We start from the raw sequence: 20,827 nt of genomic DNA on the forward strand, positions 1-20,827 counted from the left end.
ATATTATTCATAGTAGTTAATTAACTATTTATAATTGACATAAATATGTAAACTATGAAATTAAATTTCTTAAAATGAAACATTTAGCGAAGTTAATTGATTAATTTTAATATATTATTATCATATATTATCAATTAACTAATCTAATTCCTATATGAAAAGGATTTTACTATTAAACTTGTGCATTTTAGTATTAGCAGTTCCTCGGCTATATGCACAAAATCATACCGTAACCGGGACAGTTACGGCTAAGGATGATGGTATGCCATTAATTGGTGTATCGGTAGTGGTCAAGGGAACAACCATTGGGACACAAACAGACATACAAGGCAAATATTCACTAAATGTGCCCAATGATGCTACATTAGCATTTAGTTTTATAGGCTATACCAGACAGGAACTTCCTGCGACAGGCAGTGTGATTAATGTAACTTTAGCTCCTGCAAGTTTAGAACTTGGTGAAGTTGTTGTTACCGGTGCGTTAGGAATAACCCGAACCCGAAATCAACAAAGCTATGCCGCGCAGGAGGTAACGGGCGAGGAAGTGAGTAAACAGCGTTCGGCCAATTTTATTGATGGCTTATCCGGCAAAGTAGCCGGCTTGGAAATCCGCCAAAATAATACGTTAGGCGGGTCAACCAATGTGGTGCTTCGTGGTACCAAATCAATAACCGGTAATAACCAGGCTGTTTTTGTAATAGACGGGGTGCCTGTCAGTAACGAAAATACGAATACCAGTATTCAGCAAACCGGCAGTGATGGGCTAAGCCGGCAGGATGCAGGTAACGGCGGGTATGACTATGGCAGCCCGGCTTCGGATATTAATCCGGATGATATTGAAAGTGTAACGGTTTTAAAAGGTGCAGGAGCATCGGCTTTATACGGCTCACGTGGCAGTAACGGAGTGATCTTAATCACAACAAAAAAAGCCAAAAAGGGCTTGGGTATTGTCGTCAACTCAACTGTAAGTGTGGGATCAATAGATAAATCCACCCTCCCTAAATATCAACGGCAGTACGGAGCAGGTTATGCACAATATTTCAATACCGGTAATGTTTTTGGCAACCCTAATGCCCAGGTTGCACCAACCGGAGACGATGCTTCAAACGGCACTGCATTTGATCCAAATTTGATGATTTATCAATGGGACGCGTTTGATCCTACATCACCAAATTATGGAAAGGCAACACCGTGGGTTGCCGCCAAAAATGACCCCTCTACGTTTTTTTTGAAACCTGTTTCTACAATTCAAAGTATAATGGTTACCAATGGGGGTGAAAATGGCACATTCAAATTGGGCTATACAAAAAGTATTGAAAACGGTATTATACCCAATAATAAGCTGAATAAAAATTTAGTGGATTTTGCCGCAACCTATAATATCACCCCTAAACTAACCCTGGGTGCTAATATAAATTTTTATAATACAAACGGTACCGGCAGGGGCGGAACAGGTTATGATGGAACTAACTCCGACAACCGTAATGTAATGGCTGGTTTCAGGCAATGGTGGGAAACAAACGTAGACGTTCAGGAGCTAAAGGCAGCTTATGACAGAACGCATCAAAACGTAACCTGGAATATGGCCGACCCTATTAACGGCAACACAAACCCGGCTTTTTGGAACAATCCTTATTGGGTAGTTAACCATAATTACGAAACTGATACCCGTAACAGATATTTAGGTAATATAAATTTGAATTATAAGCCTACTACCTGGTTAACCATTACCGGCAGAGTATCATTAGATACTTACTCAGAACTTGATGAGGAACGATATGATGTTGGAAGTATAGGGGTTCCTTACTATTCAAGGTTTAACCATAATTATGCTGAGACAAATTTTGATTTGTTGGCCAATGTAAATAAAGACATTACAAAAGATCTTAATTTAAAAGCGTTATTGGGTACCAATATCAGGAAGGATAAAGAAAATAGTGTCAATGCCTCCACCAACGGTGGATTGATAATTCCCGGACTATATTCATTATCCAACACCTTAAATTCACCGTTATCTCCAATTGAGGTCGATTCAAGAAAAGAGGTTGACGGTATTTTTGCGGGAGCCACGCTTACCTGGAAAAATATGATAACCGCTGACGGAACTATAAGGAGGGATAAATCATCAACCTTGCCCAAAGCAAATAATACCTATTATTACCCTTCGGTATCAGTTGGTTTTATTTTTTCAGAACTTTTAAAACAATATGAATGGCTATCGTACGGAAAAATAAGGGCCAATTACGCGCAGGTAGGTAGTGATGCACCATTATATAGTGTTAATGACACTTATACAATTGTTCCGCCATTTGGCGCTAATCCGCAAACGGTTTTGAGTACAACTAAAAACAGCCCTGATTTAAAGCCAGAACAAACAAAAAGCAAGGAAATTGGATTGGAATTAGCTTTTTTCAAAAACCGGCTGGGATTTGACGGAAGCTATTACAGTACCAATACGTTTAATGAAATATTGCCTGTCAATGTTTCAGGAGCAACAGGTTATAGTTTTAAATTTTTAAATGCGGGTTCTGTACAAAACAAGGGTATTGAACTTTCTTTAAATGGCTCACCTATAGTAACCAATAGCTTTAGCTGGAAAATTACATTAAACTTTACCGCTGCTAAAAATAAGGTAACTTCATTATATACAGATGCTACAGGCAAGCAAGCCAGTAATTTGCAATTGGCCACTTTCCAGAATGGTGAGTCGTTGAATGCTCCGCTGGGTCAGCCCTTTGGTACTTTAAGAGGAACTGATTACGTATATAATGCAAGTGGCCAAAAAATTGTAGGTGCTGATGGGCAATATGAAATATCGCCCAACTCAAACAACAATATAGGCAACATCAACCCCAATTGGACCGGTGGTATAAACAACAGCTTTACCTATAAGAATTTCACTTTGAGCTTTTTAATTGATATTCGACACGGCGGTTCAGTATTCTCTAACGACCTGGCTTATGGTTTGGCTGATGGCATTTATCCGTTAACCGCTTACACAAATGATCTGGGAAATCCAGTTCGAAATACATTGGCTAATGGCGGTGGTTTTATACGCCCCGGTGTTTTAGAAAATGGACAGCCCAATAACATTAGGGTAACCGCTTATAACTACGGTGATTTTGGTGACGGCTCTGGTTTATTACCACTAAAAGCATTTGTATACGATGCCAGCTATGTGAAGTTACGAGAAGCTGTTATCGGCTATACAGTGCCGCAAACTTTCTTGAAAAAACTGGGCCCTGTTAAAGAGGTTACTTTTCAGCTTATTGGCAGGAATTTATGGATAATTCATAAAAACCTACCTTATGCCGACCCTGAAGATGGACTATCTTCAGGTAACCTGCAAGGGATACAAGAAGGTGCTTACCCAACAGTACGCACCATAGCATTTAATTTAAAAGTACGTTTTTAATCAAAGCAGTTATGAAAAAGATAGCATTAATTTTTGTACTCGTGTCGATATTACCGGCCTGTACAAAAGATCTGACCAAACTGAACGTCGATCCTAAAAACCCATCGGTCGTACCATCATATAGCTTATTTACCAACGCTGAAAGGGTGTTAACTAATACGGTAACCTCATCAAGCGTGAACTTAAATATTTTTCGTTTAATTGAACAGCAATTTACCGAAACTACCTATTTAAATGAAACGCAATATCAGCTCACTTTCCGTAATCAGCCAGATGCTATGTGGACCGCCCTGTATAGTGGCGCTTTGGGAAATTTCCAACAGGCAAAAACATTTATGGCAAAGGATGTCACTGATCCTGGCAAACAAAAAAATGCAACTGCTATTACAGATATTCTGCAGGTTTACACTTATTACTACCTGATAACAACCTTTGGAAATGTACCTTATTCAGAAGCGTTGGATATAAACCAACCATTTCCAAAGTATGATGATGCAAAAACCGCTTATTATGATTTATTAACCCGGCTGGATGCTGATATTGCGGCATTGGATGCTGGGTCAGGTAGCCTGGGAAGCGCCGATGTAATTTATAATGGTGATCCTGCGAGCTGGAAGAAATTTGCCAATACGCTCAAACTAAAAATGGGTATCACTATATCTGATTTTGATAATACAAAAGCAAAAGCTACTGTTGAATCAGCTGTTACTTCGGGGGTGTTTACTTCAAATAGTGATAATGCGCTGTTTCAATATGTTGCTACGCCGCCAAATACCAACCCCGTTTGGGTTGATCTGGTACAAAGTCAAAGGCACGATTTTGTAGGCACCAGTCAATTTATTACCCTGTTAAATCCTGGTACTCCCGCGCAAGACCCGAGGCTGCCTTACTATTTTGCTCAAAACTCGCAAGGGGTATATGTGGGTGCCAGTAATGGCTCAGGTAGCGGAGGTATTGTTTATAGCCAGTATTCATTACCCTCAGGCCCGCTAATTACACCAGGATCAATTGGAAAAGTAACCAATCCGGATTTTCCGGGTTTATTATTAGACTATGCAGAAACGGAATTTAACCTGGCAGAGGCTGTACAACGAGGTTATAGCGTTGGCGGCACCGTTCAGTCACATTACAATGCCGGCGTAACTGCTTCAATAGCTTATTGGACAGGATCAGCCACTGCCGCTGCTGCTTACCTGCTGTTACCTAATGTTGCTTTTGCCACTGCCCCGGGCGCAACTCCACTCCAAAAAATTGCCGGCCAGGAATATTTGGCATTATATAACAGGGGATGGGATGCCTGGATAGTAAACAGGAGGCTTGATTACCCCGCATTGGTTCCGCCGCCTAATGCATTTAGCGCATTTCCGGTTAGGTTCACCTATCCTATCAGCGAACAAAATGTAAATGTTGTGAATTACAACCAGGCCGCCACTGCAATAGGCGGAGACTTGGTTACAACCAAGCTTTTCTTTGATGTGTTTTAATTATTTGAAAGTTAAAACAAAAGGCCGTATCAAAACAAATGATACGGCCTTTTTAAAACATAATGAACTTTTGCAAAAGTGCGTGCTGATTACAAGCTTGTTACTTCATCGGTTGCTGTTTGACGGGCAGCATATTTAGTTGTTAATTTTTCGATGCGGTTAACTGCTGTTAAGTCGGTTTTATTTACAGTTGATGATTGGCTGTAATTTAATTCGTAATCATTTACTGTTCCGCTTAAATCAGCTTTTGCCCGGTCATTTACAGTAACGTTAGCAGCAAAAGCATTTAACTTTAATTGCGCAGAAGCATTGTTGTTTAACTTAACATCCAACGCAACGGTTGAAAATATTCCGTATGATTTAACAGCAGCATTATCATTTACAGTAATTGAGCGCAGATCGCTAACGGTAACTAATACTACCAATTTATCTGCAGTGTATGATGATATGCGCAATACACCCTCTTTGTCTTGCACTAATGCATTTTGTGCATAGTAGTTATCATAAACTTTCACCTGATCCTTATCGCCATTGGTGATATAAACTTCAACATTACCTGATATTTCTAATTTGTTAATGTTACTTGATGTTGTTACTACAACGGCTTGGTCTTTGTTGTTAACAGAAGCATAGGTTAAACTTGTTGTGCTTAATACAATGGCTGCCATTGTGATAAGACTTGTAATTCTTGTTTTCATTTTATTAAGTATTTGTGATTAACTTTTTATTATTTTAAATACATCAATAAGACTGTACTAATTACTGAAGGTTACAGCTAGATAATGTAAAAACGACACAATGCCTTTTTTACTCGGTGAACTACCTGTATGTGTCGGTGAAAACCCAATAAAAATTAGAGTGCGATGACACGCAAAACGAGATAAATGGAAGTTTTTATAGTCTAAGCCACGTGTTATAGGTAATACTTTTCGCCGTTAAACTTTATTTTACCGGCATCAAGTAGCAGGCGGATGGTATCGAGCCGCTCTTTTTCTATACCATTTTTAATGGACGTAACCAATGAGTCAATATCCATTGGCGAATTGCTTAGCAATTCTGCTATTTCATTAGTAATATCATCAAATACTTCAGACGCGTTGAGTTTGCGCTTTTCTTCCAGGCATACATCACAAATACCGCACTTGTCGCTATTGGGTTCGTCAAAATAAGTCAGCAGCAATTGGCTACGGCATTTTTTATTGGTGCAATAAGCAAACACCGTTTCCATCTTTTTAAGATAGGTAGCTTTGCGCTGTTCTATATATTGTTTGTTGATATATACATTATTAGGGTGCTGCCTTGGTTTTAAATAAGTAACCTGCGGCTGATCGTTTTGGGGAAGATAACTCAACACGTTATATTCCTGCAACTGCTTTAAACCTTCTATAACCTGTTGCACGCTCATATTGGCGCGTCGTGCTATATCAAATTCCTTTAATCGAACGTAATTTTCAAAAGCTCCGCCGTATGATCGCAGAAGCGTTTTAATAAAAGCATCCCAACCCTGATTCTGTATCTGGAAATTATATAGCTGTTCATTAAAAACCTCGAATCTAAACCGCGACGGCAAAAACACGCTTTCATTAAAAGCCAGGTATTCGTCCTGCTCTAAAAACTTTAACGCATTTAAGGTTTTAATAACATCCAGTTTGTATTGCGCGCAAAAACCACCCAGGTCCAGATCAAAGCTTATCCCCGCCCCTGCACCATAAGCCACTTTATAATAGTTGGATAAGCAATGATAAACCAGCTTTATCTCATCCACCGCGGGGAAGTTTAACTCAAATATTTTATGCTGTCGTGCCTTGTCGGCATTATTATACAGTAAAACCGCATAAGCTTTCTTTTCATCGCGCCCTGCCCTGCCGGCTTCCTGGTAATAAGCCTCAAGGCTTTCGGGCACATCTTTATGTATCACAAAGCGCACGTCCGGCTTATCAATACCCATCCCGAAGGCATTGGTAGCCACAATAATCCTTGTTTTATTATTTTTCCAGCTCTCCTGTTTTTTTGAGCGTTCGTCTGGCGTTAGACCCGCATGATAATAATCGGCCTTAATGCCGTTATCATTATAAAACTTAGCTATTTCTGCACATTCACGCCTGCTGCGCACATATACAATACCACTGCCCTTTACACCGGTGGCAACGTCCAGCATTTTGCGGAACTTATTCTCCTCATACTGCACCACGTAGCTGATATTCTTTCGCTCAAAGCTTTTTTGAAAGACGATGCCTTTTTTAAATTGCAGCTTTTCCTGTATATCAATTCTAACTTCGGCAGTTGCCGTAGCAGTAAGTGCCAGTACAGTCACATCCGGATGCAGTTCACGCAGATCAGCGATATGCAAGTATGATGGCCTAAAATCATATCCCCATTGCGATATACAATGCGCCTCATCAACCGCAATCAGGTTTACCTTCATGTATTTGATACGCTCGCGCACCAACTCAGACAATAATCGTTCGGGAGATAGGTATAAAAACTTAACCGCGCCATAAATACAATTATCCAGCGCCATATCAACCTCGCGCTTGCCCATGCCCGATACTATGGCAACAGCTTCAATACCTTTTTCCTTTAAATTCTCTACCTGGTCCTTCATCAGGGCGATGAGCGGCGATACTACAATACATATCCCTTCTTTAGCCATAGCAGGCACCTGGAAGCAAACCGACTTACCACCACCCGTAGGCAGCAGCGCCAAAGTATCATGCCCCAACAATACGGATTGGATGATATCCTCCTGCATTGGGCGGAAGGTATCATGGTTCCAGTAAGTATTTAGTATTTCCTGTATCGTCATTTTATTATGGCAGTCCAAAACTATTAAAATGCATCAATAGTTTTAACTTAGCGCCTATAAAGAATTAATTGATGAGGCTTCTTAATATAACGATAATATTTTTAATCATAGCCTGTAATGTACAGGCGCAAAAATGGAACGTTGATAACCCTCCCGGCCAGGCTAAAAAAGTCACTATAAATACCAACGAGGGCACCTGGATGAATTTAGATGTTAGCTCCGATGGCAAAAGCATTGTATTTGATCTGTTAGGTGATATCTATACTATACCAGTTACCGGCGGCAAGGCCACTCTGTTAACTGGTGGCAAGGCTTGGGATGTGCAGCCGCGCTATAGTCCTGATGGTAAATTAATATCCTATACCAGCGATAAGGAGGGTGGAGATAATATATGGATAATGAATGCCGATGGCAGCAATAAACACGCTATCACCAAAGAAAGCTTTAGATTATTAAACAATGCCAGCTGGACACCCGACGGGCAATATGTTGTGGCACGCAAGCATTTTACCGGTACGCGCTCGCTTGGCGCAGGCGAAATGTGGTTGTATCATAAAAATGGCGGCGAAGGCATACAACTAACCAAACGCAAAAACGACCAGCAGGATGCCGGCGAGCCAACCGTATCACCTGATGGCAAGTTTATTTATTGGAGCGAGGATGTTACGCCCGGGCCATATTTCCTTTATAGCAAGGACCCTAACGCGGGTATATATGCCATAAGGCGCCTAAACCGCGAAACGGGCAATATTGAAACCGTCACCGGTGGCGCAGGTGGAGCGTGCCGCCCGCAAATATCGCCCGATGGTAAGTTGCTGGCCTTTGTGAAACGGATCAGGCTGAAATCGGTTATGTATCTACGTAGAATTGAAACGGGCGAAGAATGGCCGGTGTATGATGACCTGTCGCACGACCAGCAGGAAACATGGGCCATATTTGGTGTATACCCCAATTTTGGCTGGACGCCAGATAGCAGGAATCTTATATTTTATGCTAAAGGCAAAATTTGGAACATGGATATAAATACACTAAATCCGATACAAATTCCTTTCGAAGTTTCATCGCAGCAAAACATTACCGAAGCGCTGCATTTCCCTCAAAAGGTCTTCCAGGACGAATTCCCAGTGAAGATGATACGTCAGCTTACTACATCGCCCGATGGTAAATTTGTAGCCTTTAACGCGGCGGGCTACATCTATATTAAGGAGTTGCCAAAAGGCGAACCAATGCGCATAGATACCGCCAAAGATTTTGAATACAGCCCCCAATTTAGCCCCGATGGAAAATCGTTGGTTTATGTTGATTGGAGCGACGCTTTAAAAGGCTCAATAAATAAAATAGATCTGACCACCCATCAAATAACAAGAGTTACTACCGAAAAAGGATTTTACTATACCCCAAAATTCAGTAACCATGGCGATAAAATAATTTACCGCAAAGGCGAAGGTAATGACAACCTGGGATTTGCTTTTGGCACTAATCCCGGTATATATATTATCCCATCAGCAGGTGGCACTGCGCAAATGGTTATTAATAATGGCATTAACCCGCGTTTTTCTACAGATGACACCAAAATTTATTATCAAAGCAGCGAGGGGGGTAAGAAAGCTTTTAAGGTAATGGATGTTAGCGGCGCTAACCCAAAAACATTATATACCTCTACCTACACCACTCAGTTTGAACCAAGTCCTGATGGTAAATGGATGGCTTTTACAGAACTGTTTAACTGCTATATAACCCCATTAGTTAATACCGGTAACGCGCAGGACCTATCGGCAACCAACAAATCATTGCCGCTTAGCAAACTAACACATGACGCAGGCACCTATCTGCACTGGAGCAAGGATAGTAAAAAACTAATGTGGACATTAGGGCCAAAATATTTTTCAAGGGATATTCGTAATGCGTTTCCGTTTGCAAAAGGCGATACCGATAAAACTCCTGTTATTGATACCGTTGGTATTGATATGGGCCTGAAATTAAAAACCGATGTACCCGATGGCAAGATAGCTTTCACCAACGTGCGTATTATTACCATGAAGGGCGATGAGGTTATCGAGAAAGGCACCATAATCATCGACCATAATAAGATAGATGCTATTGGCAAAGCTGCAGATATACAAATACCTGCGGATGCCAAGGTTTATGATGTTACTGGCAAAACCATTATGCCGGGCATAATAGATGTACATGCGCATTTACACCCCAGCCCGGATGGCATTTCGCCACAGCAGGATTGGAACTATTTTGCCAACCTGTCTTACGGTGTAACTACCTCTCATGATCCGTCGAGCAATACCGAAATGGTATTCAGCCAATCAGAAATTTTAAAGGCCGGGCGTATGGTTGGCCCGCGGGTATACTCAACCGGTTCTATATTATATGGTGCCGATGGTGATTTTAAGGTGGTAATTAATAGCCTGGATGACGCACTTTCTAACCTGCGGCGCTTGAAAGCGGTGGGTGCATTTTCTGTGAAAAGTTATGGCCAGCCGAGACGCGAACAGCGCCAGCAAATTGTAGAAGCCGCGCGCCTGTTGCAAATGGAAGTAGTGCCAGAGGGTGGCTCTACCTTTTTTACCAACATGAATATGATTGTAGACGGGCAAACCGGTATTGAACATAGCATACCTGTTTGGCCGGTTTATAAAGATGTTAAAAGCTTATGGAATGATAGCAAGACCAGCTACACCCCTACTTTAATTGTTAGCTACGGTACCCAGTTTGGCGAGAATTACTGGTATGACCGTACCGAAGTTTGGAAGAATGAGCACCTGTTAAACTTCACCCCGCAATATATAGTAGATTCCCGCTCGCGGCGCAGAACCACCTCTGAATATGGCGAGTATGGCCATATAGAGATATCCAAATATGTAAAGCAAATTGCTGATGGCGGCACCAAAGTAAACCTGGGTGCCCATGGGCAATTGCAGGGCCTTGGCGCGCATTGGGAAATGTGGATGCTGGCACAAGGCGGTATGACCCCGCTGCAGGTTATACGCTGTGCAACCATTAATGGTGCATCATATTTAGGTATGGATAAAGAAATTGGCTCGTTAGAAAAAGGCAAGTTGGCAGATCTTATTGTACTCAATCAAAACCCGCTGGACGATATCCGCAACAGCGACAATATAAAATATGTAATGATAAACGGCCGACTGTACGACTCGGACAGTATGAACGAAATTGGAAATCACGATAAACTGCGTATGCGTTTTTGGTGGCAGTTAAACCGCGGCGACAGCGTAAACCTGCCGGTTGGTAATACAGAGACGTATTTGTTTATGAGTGAGGATGGAGGAAATTAGCACATTTTGTTTCACCCGTGGTGAAACAAAATGTAACAAGTGAAACAAGATTTTGAGTTAAAGTGTTGTTTATAAGATAATTGCGAAGAAGTGATGCAACAAAATGTAACAACTTATTCGTCAGTATTTTTAGGTGTAATTTGTAATTAATTCATTGATAATCAAATAATTACAAATTTGCTAATTTAGGAGTGGTGAAACAAGTTATTTAAAACAAGATGAAACAAAGTCACTGACATATAATACCGCCATTATACCAGTTGCTGCCGACAGTTTAAGCGTCCACGTTTAAATTAAAAATCCTGCCTGCAAGAGTCTACGCTTGCAAAATGTTAACATTCAAGCGTAGACGCTTGAATGGGCAGATTAAAATTAATACTAAATAGCAAACGCCCAAAGCTTTTCAACTTTGGGCGTTGCTACACATTTAATCTACACAACTATTTTCTTTCACTCTTCTCACGGTGTGAGAATCCGCCCCAACTTCCGCATAATAGTATATTGTCTTTGATTTTATTATAAATAGCAGCGTTAACTGTGCTGCTAATTACAATTGCACCATTTGTACGTACGGCGGCATCTAATTGGGCAGCAGCCATTCCGCTTATCAGTTTAGTTAAATTTAGTTTGGCTAAAGTCGCAACGTCTGTTTTACCATCAATGGTTATATTTTCGGCTTCCACCTTTATTAAGGCATCATCGTTATAGTCAAGCTCTATAGGTACAACTACGCCGCCCTGAGTGGTAAAGTTCCCTTTTAAAGTAAGCGGGATAGCCGCTGTTGTGCTTTTTACAAGGAGAACCCGCAATTCAATTTCGGTATAAGTGCCGGTATCAATTGCTGCGCTTATTGAAGCAGGGCTAATTGCAAACAGATCAATGTTTGTTAAATTTTTACTGGTGATCTCGATAGCCGTATTTTTCTTTTTGGCTTCTAATTTAAAAGAAGCGATGTTAACCGTGCCTGATGTCCAGGTAATACTGGCTGAAGTAGCGTTTGTGCCAACCGAATTGGTTGTCATACCGGGTGTTGTAATTGATGCCGGAAGCAAATTACTTGGGTTTGTGGCGCTAAGCGCAAAAGTAACTTGTGTTCCTGATGTAGTAACCGCGCTATTATCCTTTTTACAAGCGTTTAAGGATAAAATGAATGTTAATACTGCAATGCTTTTAATACAATTTGATAGGTTCATTTTTAAATGGGTTTTATTGTAATACGTTTGTTACGAACAATTAGTTTTCTTTATGTTTAAAAAACATTTAACTAAAAGCTAAATAAGCACTGATTATCAATAATTTGAGGAATAATTTATTTTTCAACAATGAGTGTGATTCATTTTGGGTGGGCGGAATAAATGTCTGCTTCATTTTTAAATAAAGCCATAAATCCCAACAAAAAAGCCCCCGATTTCTCGAAGGCTTTCAAATATCTAAAAGACTAATTATCTTTTCTCAATCTCTACATAATCCTTATTAACAGCGCCTACATAAATTTGGCGCGGGCGGCCTATTGGCTCTTTGTTTTCTTTCATTTCTTTCCATTGTGCTATCCAGCCCGGCAAACGGCCCAGAGCAAACAAAACGGTAAACATATCAGTAGGGAAACCTAACGCGCGGTAAATGATACCCGAGTAAAAATCAACATTAGGATATAATTTACGCTCTACAAAGTATGGATCTTTTAAAGCTACTTCTTCCAGCTTTTTGGCTATCTCCAGTACTTCATCATCAATGCCTAATTTCTCTAATATTTCATCGCAAGCCTTTTTAATGATCTTGGCACGCGGATCGAAGTTTTTATAAACACGGTGACCAAAGCCCATTAAACGGAAAGGATCGTTTTTATCTTTTGCTTTGTTTATCCATTTATCGGTATCGCCCCCATCTTCTTTAATTTTCTCCAGCATTTCAATTACCGCCTGGTTGGCACCCCCATGTAGCGGTCCCCATAAGGCAGATATACCTGCAGATACAGAAGCATAAATATTAGACTCGGACGAACCTACTATACGCACTGTAGATGTTGAGCAGTTTTGCTCATGATCTGCATGCAGTATTAATAAGGTATTCATAGCGTTTACTACTACCGGGTCAACCTCAACATCCTCGGTACGCTGACCAAAGGTCATGTTAAGGAAGTTAGTAACATAATCGTATTTATTTTGAGGATAAATAACCGGATGACCTAATGATTTTTTGTATATCCATGAAACTACAGTAGCCATTTTAGCCAGCATTTTAATAATGCTAAGGTTAAGCTCGTCTTTGCTTTGATTAGGTTTTAAAGATTCAGGATAAAAAGCCGATAATGAACACACCAATGATGACAATTGACCCATTGGATGAGATTTTGACGGAAAACCATCAAAAAATTTCTTCATATCCTCATGCACTAAGGTATGGCGGCTTATTTCATATTGGAAACTTTTTAACTGCTCTGCAGTAGGCAAAGTCCCGTATATCAGCAAATAGGCAACCTCTATAAAGGTTGATCGCTCTGCTAATTGTTCGATGGGATAACCACGGTATTTAAGTATACCCAACTCACCATCTAAAAAAGTGATGGCGCTTTGTGTAGCGCCTGTATTTTTATAACCAACATCAAGGGTTACATAACCGCTTTGATCTCTCAATTTTGAAATATCAATAGCTTTTTCACCTTCTGTACCTTCTATAATTGGAAGATCGTATGTTTTATCACCTATTTTTAATTGTGCTAAGTCTGACATAGATAGATTTTTGTATTTGCAACAAATATATGCAAATCTGCGTATAATTTAGCTGTAACTATGGTTGGTCAATTGTAAAAAAGTTGTCTTATAAATCTTATTTTTAATAAAATATATGCAATTGGTATATTCGTCGCTAAAATCTACTAAAAAATATAATTATTAATGGCAACAAATGGCCCGCCGGTATTACTAATTTCTATTTACTATAATATAGGCTTACCGTTAATGGCACTTACGGTTATAATTTTTTTTATGATTATTACCTATCGGCGCAGCATCCGGAAAGCCGTTGAGTATTACACAGCCAATTTGCCTAACTCTCCGCACCAGCTTAATGCTCTTATTAATTCTCTTAATGATATTATTTTTGAGTTTAATGAAGATAAAGTTTGCCTGAATGCCTGGTTCAATGAATTTACCGACCGGGTGATTAGCCCTAAAGAATTGGTTGGTAAAAAACTGGAGGATATTTTAGGGCATGAACGTGCATTAAAATTCAATACCGCGCTTGATTATGTTATCAACACCCGAAAATCGACAGCTATTGAATATCTTTCTGATCATGGTACAGGCAACTGGCTCATTGCAAAGCTAACACCGGTATTAGATCGGAGTGGAAATTATACGCATCGTATTTCGGCTTCGGTTACTGATATATCTGAACAGAAAAGATATGCCGATGCTTTAAAAGAAAACGAGACATTATTACTTGAGGCACAGGAAGTTGCTAAAATTGGCAATTGGTGGTACGATAACAAAACAAAACACACCTACTGGTCTGCCAGTTTAGCAGCCATACTGGAAGTTAACGACGTACCCGAGGGTGTTAGCAAGTATGATTATTATTTAAGCCTGACGCATCCGGATGACAGGGATAATTACCGTGATTTTTTGACGAATATTACCTTATCAGGCGAGAAGCAATATGAACACCGTTTAATTACACCATACGGAAACCTGAAATATATTAAATTTGTAAAAGGGGATATCACTTTTGATGAGCATGGAAACGTACTACGCATATTTGGCTTTCTGCAGGATATAACCCAGGTCAGGCTATCAGAAAAAGCAATAAAAAAAGGCCATACAGAATTAATTGAAGCACTAGCCATTGCAAAAATAGGTAACTGGAACTGGGATACTTCGTCGCGTAAATTGGTATGGTCTGATGAAATTACTCATATTTTTGAGGCTGAGCCTTTTTTATTCGTCCAATCGGGTTTGTTACGCTTTCTTTTAACGTTTGTACACAGAAACGATAAGTTTATTTTACGGCATTTATTTAAAGGCGTTACCAATAATGCCAACTACACCTGTGTTTTTCGTATAGTTACCCCTAATGGTACCATTAAATATGTAAGCGTAATTGTTAGTGCACTGCAAAAAAACGAAGATGGCAGCATAGGTAAAATTATAGGCACCTTACAGGATGTTACCGACAGGAAACGGGTAGAAATAGATTATAAACGAGCCGAAAACAAATATAAGCTGGTATTAGAAGCTATTAAATTAGCAGCAGTATCATTAGATAACAAGGGCAATATTACTTTTTGTAATCCGCATCTGGCCAATATATTAGGATATACTCCAAAAGAGATATTGGGCATGAACTGGATGGATTCTTTCCTTCCGCCGAAATTAAATGAGACGGTTAATAACTGGTTTGTAAGTAACACCATTCCTACACAAAATATAAACCCGGTAGTGTGCCGTAATGGCGAAGAACGCATTATTAGCTGGCAAAACACAATAAGTTATGATGAAAATGGCTTGCTGAAAGAAACTACTGCAATTGGCGAGGATATAACCGACCAGCAAAAAGCAACCCGGGAGCTAATATCGGCGAAAGAGATCGCAGAAAGATCATCGCGTTTTAAATCTGATTTCTTATCAATAATGAGCCATGAGATAAGAACGCCGATGAACGCGGTTATTGGCACCACCAATTTGTTGTTAAGCGAGGACCCTAAGCCAGAGCAATTAGATTATTTGAATATCCTCAAATTCTCTGGCGAGAATTTGCTTGATATTATTAATGATATACTTGATTACAATAAAATTGAAGCTGGTAAATTAGAGCTTAACGATTTAAAGTTTAATATTCATCAACTTACTCAAAAAATAAAGCAATCCTTCCAGTCAAAAGCAATAGAGAAGAAATTAACTATTGATTTGCTTATTGACGAGAGTATTCCTGAATATATAACCGGAGATCAAATCCGCCTGAGCCAGATCTTAAATAACCTGATAAGCAATGCGGTTAAATTTACCCATAAAGGCATAATATCCATCCATTTACAAGCGGAAAAAACTGATCGTAAGCAGATTACTATTAAGTTTACTGTTACAGACACAGGCATTGGTATAGCACCCGAAAACCTGGACATTATATTTGATCCGTTTACACAAGTGCCAATAATTAATAACAGCAATACCGGTGGTACAGGGTTAGGTTTGGCTATCACCAAACGATTGGTAAATCTTCATAAAAGCAATATTTCTGTTATAAGTGAGCCTGGTAAAGGCACTTCATTCACTTTTACTATTTCATTTATGCTGCCTCAAAATGAGTTAAATGTACCGCCTGCTATAAGCAATGCGCCAATGCTTAACCTATATGGAATGAACGTATTGGTAGTTGACGATAATAAAATGAACTTGCTTATTGCTTCAAGATTCTTAAAAAAATGGCAGGCAAATGTTGAGGAAGCGCTAAACGGACAAATAGCAGTTGATATGGTTAATAATAAAGCTTATGACCTAATAATAATGGACCTGCAAATGCCGGTAATGGATGGCTTTGAAGCAACACGGATCATAAAAAACAGTAATGCCGCTATACCAATTATAGCACTTACCGCTGATGCAATGCCCGAAACTTATGCTAAAGCATTGGCTGCAGGCATGAGCGATTATTTGACCAAACCATTTGTACCGGCTATATTCTTTGAAAAAGTTGCCCGGTATTACAAGCAGGTTATTTGAGGGTGAAGATTGGTTATTAAAGATTGGGCCTGTCTTTTTTATAATTTCGACGCACTTAACATAATGTATCTTCAATCTTCAATCTTCAATCTTCAATCTTCAATTAGATCGTATCGCTTCAACAGGATCAAGTTTTGATGCAAACCACGCCGGCACAATACCAGATACTATACCAATACCAACAGATGTACCCAAGCCTATAATTATGTTTTTCATGTAAAGCACAACACCAATATCTGCCACCCATTTCACTAAAAATGTGCCGCCATATACCATTAATAATCCTATCAGCCCACCCATGAGGCAAAGAATAATAGCCTCTATTAAAAATTGCAATAAGATAAAGTAGTTTTTGGCCCCCAACGATTTTTGAATACCTATAATATTGGTACGCTCTTTTACAGAAACAAACATAATATTAGCTATGCCGAACCCGCCTACCAGTATAGAGAATAAACCAATTATAAAACCGGCAATATTAATTACTTTAAATACAATATCTAATTGATCAGAAAGCATGGTGCTTTCATTTAAGGCAAAGTTATCCTCCTGGTTTGATCTTAAACTGCGAATAGAACGCATTAAGCCTTTAATTTCGCCTTTTACTTCCACTATTGGGATGCCGTCTTTACCCCTTACAATAATCGAAGGGCGATATTTTTCATTTTGAACATCAATTATATTATGGGCAAAGTTTAGCGGCAGTAAAACTTCTTTATCAGCAGATATACCCAGCATGTCTTTACCTTCTTTGGCAAACACCCCTATAATGGTTACAAACCTGCCCATTACTTTAATTTGCTTGCCAACAGCAGTGCCTCCCGGAAATAAATTTTCGGCAATATCATTTCCTATTATAGTAACTGGCGCACCCGTTTTTGATTCCATTTCGGTAAAATACCGGCCATCCTGAAAATCAAAGTTCCAGGTTTTATTATGGTCTTGGGTAACCGCGTCAATTTGTGCACCATCAACCGTATTACTTCCGTATTTTATAGTACGGTTATCAATACCAATTTCGTAAGAGATAGCTTCGGCTGTTTGGCTGCGTCTTTGTAATTCATCAAAATCCTTTAGTTTTGATACCGGGCGCTGCATAAATTTCCACCAGGGATATTCGCCGTCTGATACCCATGGCCATTTTTCAACGTAAACACTATTACTGCCTAATTTATTTACACTTGTTTGCAGGTTATCGCGCAGCGTATCAACCGCCGAAAAAACAGCAATTATGGTAAATATACCGATGGTAACCCCTAATAACGATAGCAATGTACGCAGCCTGTTTTGCCTAAGGGCATCATAAGCAAACAGAAAGCTTTCTCTGAAAAGTTTTAAAAATATCATAGGCTGTGATTACACAGATTTTTAAATTGAGATTGCAAACTCAATTTAAAAATCTGTGTTATGTCTTAGATGTTTATATTGGCATTAAGTTACATTAATTAGTTAATAAGCTTAAAATAAAAACAGTTAACTTAAATCAAATGTATAATAAGTGCATCAAATCAACTAATCAGTGTAATCCATAATATAATCGGTGCAATCAAGAATAATTATTTGTACATTTGCGCCCTGAAAATTCATATATATAAGCATGAAATTATCTCAATTTAAATTCAATTTACCCGAATCATTAATTGCACACACACCCGCCGCTACCCGCGACGAATCGCGTTTAATGGTATTACACCGTGATTCTGGCAAGATTGAGCATAAAGTTTTTAAAGACGTTCTGGATTATTTTGACGACCAGGATGTTATGATACTTAACAATACCAAGGTATTCCCTGCCCGCATGTACGGCAATAAAGAAAAAACAGGAGCTACTATTGAAGTATTTTTGTTAAGAGAGCTAAATAAAGAGCTCCGTTTATGGGATGTTTTAGTTGATCCGGCACGTAAAATACGTGTGGGTAACAAATTATATTTTGGTGATGATGATTTGTTAATTGCCGAAGTTGTTGATAATACCACATCGCGCGGTCGTACTATTAGGTTTTTGTTTGATGGTACGGAAGAAGAGTTTCGCCGTAACGTAGAAATATTAGGCGAAACACCGCTGCCTAAATACATAAAACGTAAAGCTACTGCCGAAGATAAAGAACGCTATCAAACCATTTTTGCCAAGCACGAAGGCGCTGTTGCGGCCCCTACCGCAGGCTTACACTTTAGCCGCGAGTTAATGAAACGCCTTGAACTTAAAGGTGTTGAATTTGCCGAAGTTACCCTGCATGTTGGTTTAGGAACTTTCCGCCAGGTTGAGGTTGAGGACCTGACCAAGCATAAAATGGACTCTGAGCAAATTATCATTGAGCAAAGGCAAGCCGATATAGTAAACCGTGGTATTGAACGTAAAAAACGTATTTGCGCCGTTGGCACCACCAGTATGCGCGCTATTGAGTCGGCCGTATCTGCAAGCAAAACTTTAAAACCGGTAAATGACTGGACCAGCAAATTTATATTTCCGCCATACGAGTTTAGTATAGCAAATTCAATGATCACCAATTTCCACACACCAGAATCAACGTTGTTAATGATGGTATCTGCATTTGGCGGTTATGAACATGTTATGAATGCTTACGAAGTGGCGATAAAAGAAAAGTATCGCTTTTATAGTTATGGCGATGCAATGCTGATTATATAATTAAGATTTGAGATATTATATATGGGATTTGAGACAAACTCAAATCCCATTTTTTTTATAATTTAGCCACCCATGAGCAATCCCGATCTCAAATCTCAAATCTTAAATTCCAAATCTAACTACGCCATTATAGTAGCCGGTGGTTCGGGTAGCAGGATGCTGTCGGTAGTGCCGAAGCAATTCTTATCACTTAATGGTATTCCGGTTTTGATGCATACCATGTTTGCCTTTTACCAAAGCCAATCACAGCCGCAGCTTATCCTGGTACTTCCTGCTGATTTCCATGACTATTGGAACCAACTTTGTAAAACCCATAATTTCACCGTCCCGCACCAGTTAGTAAATGGTGGCGAAACACGTTTTCATTCTGTTAAAAATGGGTTGAAACTGGTACCAGACAACCAGCAGGCGCTTATAGCAGTGCATGACGCGGTTAGACCGCTTACTAATCGCGAGATAATTGACGAGTCATATCAAAGTGCAGCTAAACACGGCAATGCCATTGCGGCCGTTAAAAGCCGAGATTCAGTAAGGCAATTAAAAGGCGGCATTTCTACCCATTTAAACCGCGACGAAATTTACCTGGTACAAACACCCCAAACTTTTCAATCGGCCCAACTTAAAAAAGCATATCAGCAACCCTATCATGCTAAATTCACTGATGACGCAAGTGTGGTTGAAGAAATGGGCGTTAAAATAAATTTAATTAACGGCAGTTATCAAAACATTAAAATAACTTTTCCTGAAGATATTGCTATTGCAGAGTTATTGTTGAAAAACAAATAGACTTCGAAAATCTTAGCCGTTATCTTTTGGTGTATCGTAATAAACTAATTTACCACTTTTATCGCTTACAGCCGCCCACGTTTCTATATCAAATTCTATTAATGCCACGGCACCGGGAGGCACGCTATATATTTCACCTGTTAAATGGTAAAGAACTTGCCCTATGCCGGGATTATGGCCCACTAGTCCAATAAAATTATGTGTATCAATTAATTGGCTAATTATATCAACAAGCTCATCCTGCCCGGCCTCATAAATACTGCTGACCTCTTCGGCCGCCGGTATAGCTAAATGTTGCGAGAAAACATTGGCCGTACTCATTGTACGCAAAGATGGGCTTGATACCAATAGCTGCGGAATATATGCATGTTGCTTTAACCGCCCGGCCATTATTGCGGCATCTTGTAAACCCGACGGTTTTAATGGCCGCTCAAAGTCTGTAAAGCCGGTTTCGTGGGTGGCTTTAGCATGCCTTATTAACAATAGTTTTTTCATAGTAAATTTGTTACTTAAACAGGTAGCCCAAACCAATGGAAAACTCCCTGTTCTTAACAACACTAGTACCCGAATCTTGTTGGGTGGTTGATGCAATATTATTTATCCCCAATGAATAAGCCAGGTTAAATGTTAGTTTATTGCGAAATTCAAACCCTGTTGAAAAACC

General features: G+C 39.6%; 12 protein-coding genes. 6 read left to right on the plus strand and 6 right to left on the minus strand.

Annotated elements, in window-relative coordinates; genetic code table 11:
• Positions 1-154 precede the first annotated feature (154 nt).
• A complete protein-coding gene (locus JWP71_RS15750) occupies positions 155-3,415 on the plus strand; it encodes a SusC/RagA family TonB-linked outer membrane protein (protein WP_299501887.1) in 3,261 nt (1,086 codons plus the stop codon).
• Between the two features lie 11 nt (positions 3,416-3,426).
• Positions 3,427-4,899 carry a SusD/RagB family nutrient-binding outer membrane lipoprotein gene (locus JWP71_RS15755; protein WP_299501890.1) on the plus strand — a complete coding sequence of 491 codons (1,473 nt, stop codon included), beginning with the start codon at positions 3,427-3,429 and terminating at the stop codon, positions 4,897-4,899.
• Between the two features lie 89 nt (positions 4,900-4,988).
• On the opposite strand, the gene JWP71_RS15760 is transcribed toward JWP71_RS15755, so the two are convergent.
• Entirely contained in the window at positions 4,989-5,597 is a 609-nt protein-coding gene (locus JWP71_RS15760; RefSeq protein WP_299501893.1) for a DUF2807 domain-containing protein, read from the minus strand.
• 215 nt (positions 5,598-5,812) lie between these two features.
• Positions 5,813-7,705, minus strand: a complete 1,893-nt coding sequence (locus JWP71_RS15765; RefSeq protein ID WP_299501895.1) for an ATP-dependent DNA helicase RecQ — start codon at positions 7,703-7,705, stop codon at positions 5,813-5,815.
• A 71-nt stretch (positions 7,706-7,776) separates the two neighbouring features.
• Between JWP71_RS15765 and JWP71_RS15770 the strand changes: the two genes are divergently transcribed.
• Positions 7,777-11,013 carry an amidohydrolase family protein gene (locus JWP71_RS15770; protein ID WP_299501897.1) on the plus strand — a complete coding sequence of 1,079 codons (3,237 nt, stop codon included), beginning with the start codon at positions 7,777-7,779 and terminating at the stop codon, positions 11,011-11,013.
• 440 nt (positions 11,014-11,453) lie between these two features.
• On the opposite strand, the gene JWP71_RS15775 is transcribed toward JWP71_RS15770, so the two are convergent.
• Positions 11,454-12,206, minus strand: a complete 753-nt coding sequence (locus JWP71_RS15775; RefSeq protein WP_299501899.1) for a hypothetical protein — start codon at positions 12,204-12,206, stop codon at positions 11,454-11,456.
• A gap of 249 nt (positions 12,207-12,455) precedes the next feature.
• Entirely contained in the window at positions 12,456-13,742 is a 1,287-nt protein-coding gene (locus tag JWP71_RS15780) for a citrate synthase (RefSeq protein ID WP_299501902.1), read from the minus strand.
• Between the two features lie 165 nt (positions 13,743-13,907).
• Here JWP71_RS15780 and JWP71_RS15785 point away from each other — a divergent pair, with 165 nt between their 5' ends.
• Entirely contained in the window at positions 13,908-16,730 is a 2,823-nt protein-coding gene (locus tag JWP71_RS15785) for an ATP-binding protein (RefSeq protein ID WP_299501903.1), read from the plus strand.
• A gap of 99 nt (positions 16,731-16,829) precedes the next feature.
• Here JWP71_RS15785 and JWP71_RS15790 read toward each other — a convergent pair whose 3' ends face one another.
• Positions 16,830-18,077: an ABC transporter permease gene (locus JWP71_RS15790; protein ID WP_299501905.1), complete on the minus strand. Its 1,248-nt coding sequence runs from the start codon at positions 18,075-18,077 to the stop codon at positions 16,830-16,832.
• Between the two features lie 250 nt (positions 18,078-18,327).
• Here JWP71_RS15790 and queA point away from each other — a divergent pair, with 250 nt between their 5' ends.
• Together queA and JWP71_RS15800 are read left to right on the plus strand one after the other, a co-directional pair.
• The gene (queA, locus tag JWP71_RS15795) at positions 18,328-19,377 is read left to right on the plus strand and encodes a tRNA preQ1(34) S-adenosylmethionine ribosyltransferase-isomerase QueA (RefSeq protein WP_299501907.1); all 1,050 of its coding nucleotides are present in this window, start codon (positions 18,328-18,330) and stop codon (positions 19,375-19,377) included.
• Between the two features lie 72 nt (positions 19,378-19,449).
• Positions 19,450-20,163 (plus strand): 2-C-methyl-D-erythritol 4-phosphate cytidylyltransferase, encoded by a 714-nt coding sequence (locus JWP71_RS15800; RefSeq protein WP_299501909.1) that lies wholly within the window; start codon positions 19,450-19,452, stop codon positions 20,161-20,163.
• A 12-nt stretch (positions 20,164-20,175) separates the two neighbouring features.
• Here JWP71_RS15800 and JWP71_RS15805 read toward each other — a convergent pair whose 3' ends face one another.
• The gene (locus tag JWP71_RS15805; RefSeq protein WP_299501911.1) at positions 20,176-20,658 is read right to left on the minus strand and encodes a histidine phosphatase family protein; all 483 of its coding nucleotides are present in this window, start codon (positions 20,656-20,658) and stop codon (positions 20,176-20,178) included.
• Positions 20,659-20,827 lie beyond the last annotated feature (169 nt).

Source organism: Mucilaginibacter sp., assembly GCF_028287845.1.
Lineage (GTDB): Bacteria > Bacteroidota > Bacteroidia > Sphingobacteriales > Sphingobacteriaceae > Mucilaginibacter.